Source organism: Bosea beijingensis (assembly GCF_030758975.1).
Lineage (GTDB): Bacteria > Pseudomonadota > Alphaproteobacteria > Rhizobiales > Beijerinckiaceae > Allobosea > Allobosea beijingensis.
Map to the genome: position 1 here is coordinate 1,789,349 of NZ_CP132359.1, position 12,449 is coordinate 1,801,797.

10 protein-coding genes are annotated in these 12,449 nt (G+C 67.4%); 2 read left to right on the top strand and 8 right to left on the bottom strand.

The window, feature by feature from the left end:
• Positions 1 to 70: 70 nt before the first annotated feature.
• From hfq to dusB, 6 genes are all read right to left on the bottom strand, one after another.
• Positions 71 to 319, bottom strand: coding sequence for an RNA chaperone Hfq (hfq, locus tag Q9235_RS08695; protein ID WP_038365847.1), 249 nt, complete (start codon positions 317 to 319; stop codon positions 71 to 73).
• A 212-nt stretch (positions 320 to 531) separates the two neighbouring features.
• A complete protein-coding gene (ntrX, locus tag Q9235_RS08700) occupies positions 532 to 1,899 on the bottom strand; it encodes a nitrogen assimilation response regulator NtrX (protein WP_306226423.1) in 1,368 nt (455 codons plus the stop codon).
• Positions 1,896 to 4,160, bottom strand: coding sequence for a sensor histidine kinase NtrY-like (locus Q9235_RS08705; RefSeq protein ID WP_306226425.1), 2,265 nt, complete (start codon positions 4,158 to 4,160; stop codon positions 1,896 to 1,898). The genes ntrX and Q9235_RS08705 overlap by 4 nt, the downstream gene beginning before the upstream one ends.
• Positions 4,161 to 4,309: 149 nt before the next feature.
• Positions 4,310 to 5,764 (bottom strand): nitrogen regulation protein NR(I), encoded by a 1,455-nt coding sequence (ntrC, locus tag Q9235_RS08710; protein ID WP_306226426.1) that lies wholly within the window; start codon positions 5,762 to 5,764, stop codon positions 4,310 to 4,312.
• Between the two features lie 16 nt (positions 5,765 to 5,780).
• Positions 5,781 to 6,833 (bottom strand): two-component system sensor histidine kinase NtrB, encoded by a 1,053-nt coding sequence (locus tag Q9235_RS08715; protein ID WP_306228166.1) that lies wholly within the window; start codon positions 6,831 to 6,833, stop codon positions 5,781 to 5,783.
• Positions 6,834 to 6,941: 108 nt separating this feature from the next.
• Complete coding sequence (gene dusB / locus Q9235_RS08720; RefSeq protein ID WP_306228167.1) at positions 6,942 to 7,883, bottom strand: tRNA dihydrouridine synthase DusB; 942 nt, start codon at positions 7,881 to 7,883, stop codon at positions 6,942 to 6,944.
• A gap of 225 nt (positions 7,884 to 8,108) precedes the next feature.
• Between dusB and Q9235_RS08725 the strand changes: the two genes are divergently transcribed.
• Positions 8,109 to 9,314: a bifunctional 2-C-methyl-D-erythritol 4-phosphate cytidylyltransferase/2-C-methyl-D-erythritol 2,4-cyclodiphosphate synthase gene (locus Q9235_RS08725; RefSeq protein WP_306226427.1), complete on the top strand. Its 1,206-nt coding sequence runs from the start codon at positions 8,109 to 8,111 to the stop codon at positions 9,312 to 9,314.
• A gap of 2 nt (positions 9,315 to 9,316) precedes the next feature.
• Positions 9,317 to 9,805: a CinA family protein gene (locus Q9235_RS08730; RefSeq protein ID WP_306226428.1), complete on the top strand. Its 489-nt coding sequence runs from the start codon at positions 9,317 to 9,319 to the stop codon at positions 9,803 to 9,805.
• Here Q9235_RS08730 and Q9235_RS08735 read toward each other — a convergent pair.
• The gene (locus Q9235_RS08735) at positions 9,782 to 11,875 is read right to left on the bottom strand and encodes a fused MFS/spermidine synthase (RefSeq protein WP_306226429.1); all 2,094 of its coding nucleotides are present in this window, start codon (positions 11,873 to 11,875) and stop codon (positions 9,782 to 9,784) included. The two genes, Q9235_RS08730 and Q9235_RS08735, sit on opposite strands and share 24 nt — an antisense overlap.
• Positions 11,876 to 11,965: 90 nt before the next feature.
• On the bottom strand, positions 11,966 to 12,442 hold the full coding sequence (locus Q9235_RS08740) for a type II toxin-antitoxin system RatA family toxin (protein ID WP_306226431.1): 477 nt from the start codon (positions 12,440 to 12,442) through the stop codon (positions 11,966 to 11,968).
• Between the last annotated feature and the right edge of the window lie 7 nt (positions 12,443 to 12,449).

A 12,449-nucleotide genomic window follows, 5' to 3' on the forward strand; every position in this document is an offset into this window, starting at 1 on the left:
GTCGAGCGGCTTCGCGCCAGTGACGCGCGTGGCCGCCCGATCCTTGTCGTCCTTGTGGCTTGCAGCCAAATCAGTTCTTGTCCGTTTCCTCGGGCTCGAACAATTGCACCGGATGGCCGGGCATGATGGTCGAGATCGCGTGCTTGTAGACGAGCTGCGAGTGGCCGTCGCGGCGCAGCAGCACGCAGAAATTGTCGAACCAGGTGACGACGCCCTGCAGCTTGACGCCGTTGACGAGGAAGATCGTCAGCGGGATCTTCTGCTTGCGCACATGGTTGAGGAAGGTGTCCTGGAGGTTCTGTGCCCGCTCGGCGGCCATGGGTAGTCCCTGTTGTTGGGATCGCCGATCGGATTAAATCCAGCGATCCAATTCGTTCCGTTTCAGGCCGGCGGCGCATTCCACCAGCGTCGGAACACCGATGCTCCATTAGATCGTCGTCTTCGCCCGCAACGCAAGTGCAGCAATGGCGACTTTAGATGCATGCCGCCTGCGTCGCGTGCAAACGGTCATGCGTGCGGCGCCTGACGGCGTCAGCCGACGCCGAGCGACTTCAATTTCCGGTGCAGCGCCGAGCGCTCCATGCCGATGAATTCGGCCGTGCGCGAGATGTTGCCGGAGAAGCGCGCGATCTGCGCGATCAGGTATTCGCGCTCGAATATCTCGCGTGCGTCGCGCAGCGGCAGGCTCATCAGGCGCTCGCCGCCGGAGCCCGACGGCGTCGTCGGCACCATGGCGCCGACCTCGGCCGGCAGCATCTCGATCGTGACCTCGGCGGTGGGGTCGCCCTTGGTCAGGATCATCAGCCGTTCGACATTGTTGCGCAGCTCGCGGATGTTGCCGGGCCATTCATGCGACTGCAGCACCGCCATGGCGTCGCTGCCGATCTGGCGCTTCGGCAGCCCGCTCGCGACCGAGATCTGGTCCATGAAGAACTCGATCAGCTCCGGCACGTCCTCGCGCCGCTCCGACAGCGGCGGCACCTTGATCGGCACGACGCTGAGGCGGTGATAGAGGTCCTCGCGGAAATGCCCGTCGGCGATGAGCTGCGCCAGATCGCGACTAGACGAGGAGATGACGCGGACATCGACATGGACGCGCGTCGCGCCGCCGACGCGCTGGAAATTCTGGTCCACCAGCACGCGCAGGATGCGGTTCTGCGTCTCGCGCGGCATGTCGCCGATCTCGTCGATATAGAGCGAGCCGCCATGGGCCTCTTCGAGCGCGCCGATCCGGCGCCCGCGCCCGTCGCCGCCCTCGACGCCGAACAGCTCCTCCTCCATCGTCTCGGGCGTGATCGTCGCCGCGTTGATGACGACGAAGGGGCCGCTCGACCGGGTCGAGGCGCCATGCAGCGTGCGCGCTGCCAATTCCTTGCCGCAGCCCGGCTCGCCGGTGATCAGCACGCGCGCATTGGTCGGCGCGACGCGCTCGATCGTCTGGCGAAGCTGGTTGACGACCGTGGTGCGGCCAACGATGCGGTCGGCCTGGACCGAGCGGGTCTTGAGCTCGCGGACCTCGCGGCGCAGGCGCGAGGCCTCCAGCGCGCGCTCCGCGACCAGCACCAGCCGGTCGGCCTTGAACGGCTTCTCGATGAAGTCGTAGGCACCGCTCTTGATCGCCGAGACGGCGGTCTCGATGTTGCCGTGGCCGGAGATCATAACGACCGCAAGATCGGGATGGTTCTCCTTGATCAGCTCCAGCACCTGCAGACCGTCGAGCCGGCTGCCCTGCAGCCAGATATCGAGGAAGACGAGGTTCGGCCGGCGCGATGCGATCGCGGCCAGCGCCTCGTCGGCGGAGCCGGCCTTGCGGGTGCGGTAGCCCTCGTCCTCCAGCAGGCCGGCGACCAGATCGCGGATATCGACTTCGTCGTCCACTACCAGGATGTCAGCGCTCATAGGCGTATCCCATTCTTCCCATCATCCATGTTGCGCGAGCCGTTTTCCGGCTGGGCGGCCGCATCGCCACCCTCTGAGTCCTGCGCCGGCCCCGTCTCGGGGAACCAGAGGCGGATGCGCGCCCCCCGTGCGCCGCTAGCGGCGTCCGGCCGGTCGAGCAGTTCGATTCCGCCGCCATGGTCCTCCAGGATCTTGCCGACGATGGCGAGCCCGAGGCCCGTCCCGCCCTCGCGCGTCGTCATATAGGGCTCGAGCAGCTTCTGGCGCTGGTCGGCCGGCAGGCCCTTGCCGTTGTCGATGACGTCGATGACGATCCGGCCGTCGTCGAGCCGGGCCATCTGGACGTCGATGCGGCCCTGCCCGCGTTCGTCGGCCGGCACGGCCTCGATCGCCTCGGTCGCATTCTTGATGACATTGGTCAGCGCCTGCGAGATCAGGCGCCGGTCGAAGCGCGCCAGGACCGTCTCGGCCGGCAACGTCTCCGCGATCGTCGTCTCGGGATTGCCGACGCGCCAAAGGAAGACGATCTGGCGGACAGTCTCGACGATGTCCTCGCGGGCGAGCGAGGGCTTCGGCATGCGGGCGAAGGAGGAGAACTCGTCGACCATGCGCCTGATGTCCTCGACCTGCCGCACGATCGTGTCGGTGCATTGGTCGAAGACGTCCTTGCCCTCGGTGATGACGCGGCCGAAGCGGCGCTTGATGCGCTCGGCCGAAAGCTGGATCGGCGTTAGCGGGTTCTTGATCTCGTGCGCGATGCGGCGGGCGACGTCGGCCCAGGCGGCCGTGCGCTGGGCGGAAACCAGGTCGGTGATATCGTCGAGCGTCACCACGAGCCCGGCCCCGATCCCCTCGCCTTCCCTGACCGCGCGGATATTGACCATGCGGTCCTGGCCGGCGCGCGTGAAGGCGACCTGGCCGGAGCTCTGGCGCTGCCGGTTCTGCAGGGCTTCCGTGACGAAGCCTGCCACCTCGGGCGCGATCTCGCCGATCGGCTTGCCGAGCAGGCGCCCGCCGGTCCCGAGCAGGTTCTCGGCCGAGCGATTGATCGTGGTGACATGGCCGTCGCCGTCGAGGCTGAGCACGCCGGAGGAGACGCCGGACAGGACCGTCTCGGTGAAGCGCCGGCGCCGGTCGATGACCTCGCTCGCCGTCACCAGGCTGTCGCGCTGGCGACGCAGCTCCGCCGTCATCTTGTTGAAGGTCTCGCCGAGATGGGCAAGATCGCCCTCCGATCGTCGGATCGGCACCTGGACGTAGAAATTTCCGCTCGAGACCTGGTCGGTCGCATCGATCATCCGGCGGATCGGCGCGACCAGCCCGTTGGCGAAACTCAGGCCCAGCCAGATCGCCGAGAGCAGCAGGATCAGCGCGATCAGCCCGTACATCGAGGCGAAGGCGATCTGCACGCCCTTCCGGCGGGCGTCTATCGAAAGATACTCGACGGCGGCGCCGCGTGCGACAGAGGGGAATTCGACGGCGAGCGGATCGACCTCGCGTGCGACATGCAGGAAGCTGTTGTCATAGGCCGGCAGCTTCACCACGGCGCCGAAGACGGTTCCCGTCCGCGGGATGACGCAGATCGGCTCAGGCGCCGCCTTGGCATCGTCGAAGGCCGCCTGATCCGGCATGGGCGGATCGCGCAGCACGTTGATATTGGCGCGAATGACCACCTTGTCCGGCGGCTGCATGATCGCGGCGACGGGCAGGCCGAGCGCCGTCGCGCGCGTCGTCAGGAAGTTCTCGAACCATTTGCGGTCGACGTCATAGGCCGGCTTCGCCCGGCTCAGGTCATCGGCGAGCACGCGGATTTCGCGGCCGAGCGAGCGGCACTGGCTGGCGGCATAGGCATCGGCGACCTCGACCGACTTGAACACCGCATCGCGCATCCGGTCGGAGAACCACGGCTCCAGCCCGCGCTCGATCGTGACGGTGGCGATGATGGCGACGAGCACGGCCGGCAGGGCGGCGATGATGCTGAACAGGCCGACGATGCGGACATGCAGACCCGCCGCCGCCGCTCCCGCCTTGCGGGCACGGATCAGCACGGCGGCCTCGATCGCCACGACGACGATCAGCACCAGGATCAGCAGCGCATTCAGCACGAATACGCCGACCACGACCTCGTGTACGGGCACGATCGGCGTGGCGCCCGACAGCACCAGGAAGGTAACCAGCGCTGAGATCAAGGCCAGCGCGACGACGATCCCGCCGACCCAGCCGGATACGCGGCGGGATTTCTCCTCGCCGCGCGGCATCATTCTGGCTTCGTTGACAGAAGCGGACACGTTTACCGACAACTCCGATATGGCAGGGATCGCGAACCGACCACGCCTGCAGGGCGCCACTGATGCGCCGCCGCAACGGTGTTGTCAAAATATGACATTCACAAGGCGAGAAGCGCCTCGTTTCAGCGCGGCGAGCGCACCACCTGCATGTCGAGCTCGCGAATCTTCTTGCGCAGCGTGTTGCGATTGAGCCCGAGCAGCTCCGCGGCGCGAATCTGGTTGCCGCGCGTCGCGGCAAGCGCCGCCGCGATCAAGGGCGGCTCGATTTCGCGCAGAATGCGGTGATAGAGCCCCGGAGGCGGGATATTGTCGCCGAATCCGCCGAAATACTGGCCGAGATGGCGCTCGACCGAGCCGGAGAGCGTCTCCGCGCGTTCGGACGCTACAGGGCTGCTGCTGGTGAAGCCCGGCCCCACCGCTGCCGGCTGGAGCTCGGCCTCGATGATCGGAGCGGTGATCGTCTCCTGCGGATAGAGCGCGGCCAGGCGCCGGACCAGATTCTCCAGTTCGCGGACGTTCCCCGGCCAGCGGTACTGCCGCATCACGTCCATGGCTTCCGAATCGACCTGCTTGCGCGGCAGCCCCTCCTTCTCGACCAGCGTGAAGAAATGGCGGACGAGATCGGGAATGTCCTCGATGCGCTCGCGCAGGGGCGGCAGGCGGATCGGCACGACGTTCAGTCGGAAAAACAGGTCCTCGCGGAACAGGCCCTGCGCGATCGAGATGCGCAGGTCCTTGTTGGTGGCGGCGACGATGCGGACATTGGTCTTGATCGGGGTCCGCCCGCCGACCGTGGTGTACTCGCCCTGCTGAAGCACGCGCAGCAGGCGAGTCTGGGCCTCCATCGGCATGTCGCCGATCTCGTCGAGGAAGAGCGTGCCGCCCTCCGCCTGCTCGAAGCGGCCGGACGAGCGCGTCAGCGCCCCGGTGAAGGCGCCCTTCTCATGGCCGAACAGTTCGGATTCGATCAGGTCCTTCGGGATAGCCGCCATGTTGATCGCGACGAAGGGGCCGTTCTTGCGCTTGCCGTAATCGTGCAGCGCGCGCGCCACCAATTCCTTGCCGGTTCCGGATTCGCCGTTGATCATCACGGTCAGGTCGATCGGCATCAGTCGCGCCAGCGCGCGATAGACGTCCTGCATCGCCGGCGAGCGGCCGATGAGCGGGATATCCTCGGGCTCGGCCGCGTGGCCGCGTGCCGTCTCGCCGCGCGGTCGCGACATCGCGCGCCCGACGATGGCGACGAGCTCCTTCAGGTCGAAGGGCTTGGGCAGATATTCGTAGGCGCCGCGTTCGGAGGCCTTGATCGCCGTCATGAAGGTGTTCTGCGCGCTCATCACGATGATCGGCAGTTCGGGCCGTACCCGCTTGATGCGCGGCAGCAGGTCGAAGGCGTTCCCGTCCGGCATGACGACATCGGTGATGATCAGGTCGCCCAGCCCCTGGGCCGCCCAGGTCCAGAGCGTGGCGGCCTGGCCCGTGGTCCTGACTTCATAGCCCGCCCGGGCCAGCGCCTGGTTCAGGACGGTGCGGATCGCGGCGTCGTCGTCGGCGACGAGGATGTGACCGGTCGGCATGTGTTGCTTGAGGCCTTTACGTTGCCTGTCCCGACCTGAGCTGGTGCAGGGGCAGGAGGATCCTGAAATGCGTCCGGCGCGGAACGGATTCGCACTCGACGATTCCGCCGTGATCGCCGATCACCTTGGCGACAAGTGCAAGTCCAAGGCCACTTCCCTGAGCCTTGGTGGTGACGAAGGGATCGAACAGGTGTTGCACCAGGTCGGGCGGCACGCCCGGCCCGTTGTCGCGCACCGCGATCTCGAGCGGCAGCGCGATGCGCTCCGTGGATCCCGGCACCTGCAGGCGGATGCCCGGGCGATAGGCGGTGGTCAGCGTGATCTCGCCATCCAAAGCCCCCTCGCCGATGGCCTCGGCAGCGTTCTTGACGAGGTTGAGCAGCACCTGGACGAGTTGGTCGCGATTGCCGGCGACGGGCGGCAGCGACGGATCATAGGTCTCGGTGAAGCGGATATGCCGGGCGAAGCCCGACTGGGCCAGGCGCTTCACATGGTCGAGCACGTCATGGACGTTCACAGCATCGCGTTCGCTCGGCCGCTCGTCGCCGAACAATTCGACGCGCTCGACCAGCTTCACGATCCGGTCGGTCTCGTCGCAGATCAATTGCGTCAGCATCCGATCGTCGTCTGAGATCGAGCCTTCGAGCAATTGCGCGGCGCCCCGGATGCCCGACAGCGGGTTCTTGATCTCATGGGCCAGCATGGCGCCGAGCGCGGTGATTGAGCGCGCTGCCCCTCGATGCGTCAATTGCCTGTCCATTTTTTCGGCAATTGTCCGTTCCTGCAGCATCAGCACGACCGCGTCGCCCTGGCTGGGCAAGGGAGAGGCAAAGACGTCGACGATGTGATCGGTTCCGAGGCGCGGCGTGCCGAGATCGAGACGGTACTCGCTGACGCTGGCGCCACGGCGCTGCACCTCCTCGATCAGGCCCAGAACGGGCGAGCCGAAGGCGATGAGGTCATCGATGCGCTGGCGCTTGAGCAGGGCGGCGCTCGACTGGAAGAAATCCTCTGCCGCCGTGTTGGCGTAGAGCACGGCATGGCCCTCGCCGATCACCAGCACCGGCATCGGCAGCACGTTCAGCGCCTGGACCTCGATTGGATCGAGCAGGTAGGTGCTGCGGTTTCCAAGCCCCTTGTCGGCAAACATCGCCGTCATCGGCTGCTCCTTGCGGCATCAGGCCGCTTCGCGATTGCGATCGGTCGAAAACAGGCCCGCCAGCGCGGCCAGGACCTGCTTGGGCTCGTCTGAGGTCAGAAGGCTGCGGCGTAGTTCCGCATCGGGCTCGCAGCCATCGGCGACTGCATCATCCGCATAGGCCGCCAGATGCTTGCGGGCATGGCGCACGCCATGCGCGACCCCGATCAGGGCGAGCAGCCCTTCGTAATGCTCGCAGGCCAGGGCCAGCTTCTCGGCCAGCGCCAACGGCCGGAAGGCGCGTCCGTCGAGTGCGGCGCCGATCGCGCCGACCAGCCAGGGCCGGCCGAGCGCGGCACGTCCCACCATGACGAAATCGGCGCCGGATTGGTCGAGGCAGTCGCGCGCATCCATGACGTCATGGATGTCGCCATTGGCCACCAGGGGGAAATCTCCGACCGCCCGCACCGCCGCGATCGCCCGCCAATCGGCTGTGCCCTTGTAGAATTGCTGGCGCGTGCGGCCATGGACCGTGATCATCCGCGCGCCCGCGTCGACTGCCCGTCGGGCGAGCTCGGGCGCGTTGCGGGAGGCATCGTCCCAGCCGAGCCGCATCTTGACCGTCACCGGCACATTGGTGGCGGCCACCGCAGCCTCGACCAGCGCGACGGCATGGTCGAGATCGCGCATCAGGGCGGAGCCGGCCCAGCCACCCGTCACCTTCTTGGCCGGGCAGCCCATGTTGATATCGACGATATCGGCGCCGTTGGCCTCGGCCAGCCGCGCTGCTTCCCCCATCCAGTACGGATCGCAGCCGGCGAGTTGCACGACATGCGGCGACACGCCCTCGCCCTCGGCGCGGATTCTCGCTTCCTCGCTGCCGCGGACGAATTCGTCGGACGCGACCATCTCCGACACCACGACTCCGGCATGGCTGCGGGCCGCGAGCCGGCGCATGACGATGTCGGTCACGCCGGACATCGGCGCCAGGAAGGCGCGGGACGCGATCGGGATACCTGCGATGTCCAAAGTGTCAGCCTGCTTTTAAGGCATTTCTCAATATGCATATTTATTGAACAATGCTGCAGGAGCGCAAGGGCTTATGCGGATGTGCTGCAATGCAGCAGCGTCGCACCCCCTGCCCCATCGCGGCGGAAACCGCTATGGCATGCGCCCATGACCCGCTTGCAGACAGGACCCAGCACCGTGCTCAGCCCATCCGATGCGCTTCCGCCGGTTGCAGCCCTGCTCGTCGCGGCCGGCCGCGGCCTGCGGGCTGGCGACGGCGAGCCGAAGCAGTATCGGCTGGTCGAAGGCCGCCCCGTTCTCGCCCATGCGCTGACGCCCTTCCTCGCGGAACCCGCGATCGAACGCATCGCCGTCGTGATCGGCGAAGGCGACGAGGCGCGCTATGCCAATGCCACGACCGGCATCGACAGCGCCCGGCTTGCGGCCCCGACGCTCGGCGGCGCAACGCGCCAGGCTTCCGTGCGGCGCGGCCTGCTCGCGCTCTCCCGCGAGGGTTTCGACGGTATCGTGCTGGTCCACGACGCCGCGCGGCCCTTCGTCTCGCGGGCCCAGATCAGCGCGGCGATCCACCGGCTCGGTGCCGGCGGCATCGCCGCGATCCCCGCCTTGCCCGTGACCGATACCGTCAAGCGCACCAGCGCCGATGGCCATGTCGCGGAAACCCCACCCCGCGACCAACTCGTCACCGTCCAGACGCCGCAGGCCTTCCGCTTCAAGCCGCTGCTCGACGCCCACGAGGCTGCGGAGGCGGCCTTGCTCCACGGCTTCACCGACGATGCCGCCCTGATGGAATGGGCCGGCCATCCGGTCGCGACCTTCCAGGGCGACCCGGCCAATGTGAAGCTGACCCATGCCGCGGATTTCCTGCGGGCAGCGACCCATGCCGGCAAGGCGCTCGTGACGCGCGTCGGCACCGGCTACGACGTCCACGCCTTCGGCCCCGGCGACCATGTCTGGCTCGGCGGCGTCCGGATCGGCCACGACCAGGGCGTGATCGCCCATTCCGATGGCGATGTCGCTCTGCATGCCCTGACGGACGCCTTGCTCGGCGCGCTGGCCGACGGCGATATCGGCACGCATTTCCCGCCCAGCGATCCGCAATGGCGCGGCGCCGCTTCGGCGCAGTTCCTCGCCTTCGCTGCGGCCCGCGTCCGCGAGCGCGGCGGGCGGATCGACTTCCTCGACCTGACAATCGTCTGCGAAGCCCCGAAGATCGGCCCGCATCGCGAAGCCATCCGCGCCGAGATCGCGGCCATCGCGGGCATCTCGCCGGGCAAGGTCGCGATCAAGGCGACGACCTCCGAGCGCATGGGCTTCACCGGCCGCCGTGAGGGTCTCGTCGCATTTGGGACGGCGACGATCCGCCTGCCCGAGGAGGACTAGCCATGTTCGATGCGGAGATCACGACGCTGGCCGAGACGGTTCTGGCGGCCTGCCGCGCGCGCGGCCTCAAGGTGGCCACGGTGGAATCCTGCACGGGAGGGCTCGTTTCCGGAGCCCTGACCGCGATCGCCGGCTCCTCCGATGTCGTCAATGGCGGTCTGGTGACCTATTCCAACGAGGCCAAGGCGGCTCTGGCCGGCGTGCCTGCCGGCCTGATCGAGGCTCACGGCGCGGTCAGCGAGGAGGTCGCGCGTGCGATGGCCGAGGGCGGTCGCTCACGGCTCTCGGCGGACCTCGCCGTCGCCATTACGGGTGTCGCTGGCCCCGGCGGCGGCACGGAGCGCAAGCCCGTCGGCCTGGTCCATTTCGCCTGTGCGGGGCCGGCCGGCACGACGCATCGCGAGATGCGGTTCGGCCCGCTGTCGCGCGATCGCATCCGGCGGCTTTCCGTCGTCGTCGCGCTCGAATTACTGCGCGATGCCGCCGGCTGACGTCGTTCGGCGCGAGAGCTTCCGCCAGATCGCACCGACGACATCGGCATAGTCGTCGCGCCAGGGCCGCACGCCGTCCCCTTGCTCCACCCGCCACTGCTCTTGCGAGGCAAAGCGGAGATCCGCCGGATCACGCGCGACCATCGCCACCTGTGACAGGAACTTGTGCTGATCCTTCATCTCCGGTGTCTGGCGATACTGGCTGATCCAGGTGAGGAGCCCATGCTCGCGTGCCGTCGCGGCGACCACGGGGGCGAGATCCATGTTCCGGTTGGAGATGTGGAACAGCATGGCGCCGCCGGGAGCCAGCCTGGAAAGGTAGAGCCCGATCGCCTCCCGCGTCAGCAGGTGAACCGGAATCGCGTCTGATGAGAACGCATCGATGACGATCAGGTCGAGCGAGCCGGGCGCCGCATCGGCGAGCGTCAGCCGGGCGTCGCCGATCACGAACGGCACATGCGGAGCACACTCGCTGACGAAGGAGAAGCGTGCCGGATCGGTCGCGATAGAAACCACGCGGGCGTCGATCTCGTAGAAGCTCCAATCCTCCCCTGGGCGGATCCGGCAGGCGAGCGAACCCGTGCCGACGCCGACGGAAGCGACCTTGCCCAGCGTTCCGCCGCGTGCGCGCCGCAGGGCGTCGATGCCGTCCGCGATGGCGCCGCCCGTGAAGTAGTAGCTCAACGGCTCGGGCCGGCCGGTGACCACGCTGCCGTCATCGTTGCGCAGGCGCTGCACACCGTGGACGGTGGTCCCATGCACGAGCTTGCGGAAACGCCCGTCTTCCGTCTCGGAAATCCGGTTGATGCCATAGAAGGAGCGGATCGAATCGGTGAGCTGCCGATCGCCGACAACCAGCAAAGCCGTCACGCTCGCAGCCGCCGCGATCAGGCCGAGCTTCAGCCGCCGTGGAGCGCGGCCTGCGGCAATCTCCGGGCGGCACAGCAACCCGGCCACGATCAGGATGGGATATTCGATGACCGCATTGAACAGCATCGGCGCCAGCAGGCCGCTGAACAGCCCGCCGAGCACGCCGCCGAACGACATCCACAGATAGAATTCGGTCAGGCGCGATGCATCGGGGCGGCGCTTCACCAGCTCGCCATGCGCCACCATCGCGGTCGCGAAGAACAGGCCGAGATGCAGCGCCAGCGAGACGCCCCAGCCGGCCGGCGACTGGAACGGAATGGCGAGAAGCAGGCCGAGCAGCAGGACGATCTGCAAACGCAGCATCCAGCGATGCGGCAGGATCGGGCGGCGCTGGAAGACGATGACGAAGGTCAGCAGGAACAGCGCCAGCGGCACCACCCAAAGCAGCGGCACGGCGGCGACATCGGCGGAGATATGCGCGGTGACGGCGACCAGCAACCCGGACGGCACGAAGGCAAGCGCGACCCAGCCGAAGCGTTGCAGGTGAGTGACGGAGCCGGGCGTCGCTGCGGTGGTGGGTGCGGGAGCATCCATCCGGCCTGTGCCGATGGCGAGCCCGGCGCAGCCGGCAATTCCGGCGAGCAGCACAGCAAAGCCCCAGGCCCAGGCTCTGGTCTGCATCGCGAGCGGCAGCAGCGGCTCCACCACGAACGGATAGGCGATCAGGGCGAGAAAACTGCCGATATTGGAGGCGGCATAGAGGAAATAGGGATCGGCGGCATGGCTGTGGCCCGTCCGTGCGAACCAGGCCTGCAGCAGCGGCCCGTTGGCGGCGACGGCGAAGAAGGGCAAGCCGACCGAGGCCGTGAACAGGCCGATCAGCCAGAGCACTTCTCCTTCCTGCGGCGGCCGCTCGAACCCGGCGGCGATATGGATCGGCAGACTGATCGCGAGGACCGCGAACATCAGCGCCAGATGGACGAGCGCGGCGCGGCGCACGCTGAGGCGGCTGACGAGCAGGTGTGCATAGCCGTAGCCTGCGAGCAGCACCGCCTGGAAGAACACCATGGCGACCGACCAGACGCCGGGCGAGCCGCCCAGCTTCGGCAGCACCATCTTGGCGAACATCGGCTGGATGCCGAAGAGCAGGAAGGCCGAAACGAAGATCGTCGCGACATAGATCGGGAGCGTCGCCGCCATGCGGCGGGCCCGAAGGCGACCGACAATCTGAGCTGCGGATGCGTCCATGAGCATGTCCTCGGCCAAGCGCCGAACCATGCCATGCAGGGCTTAAGGCCCCGTCACTATCGTTGGGGCATTCCGCCCATAGACCAGCTCGGCGCGCTTCTCGAAGGCTTCGGCAAACTTCCGGAAGGCCTTGTCGAACATCGCGCCCATCAGCAGGCCGAGCATCCGGCTGGCGAATTCGTAGGAGATGAAGAAGCCGACCTCGCAACCCGCCTCATGCGGCTTGAAGGTCCAGCGGTTCTCCAGATAGCGGAACGGCCCGTCGACATACTCGACGAGGATCTTGAGATTGGCCGGATCGAGCGTGACGCGGCTGGTGAAGGTCTCGCGGATCGCCTTGTAGCCGACGCTCATATCGGCGAGCAGCACCTCGCCGCCGCCCTCGCGTGGTGTACGCCGGCGCACGACCAGGCCTTCGCAGAGCGGCAGAAACTGCGGGTATGTCTCGACATCGGCGACGAGCGCGAACATCTGCTCGGGCGAGTGCCTCACCCGGCGGGTGCTGTTGAACATTGGCATCGAAGAC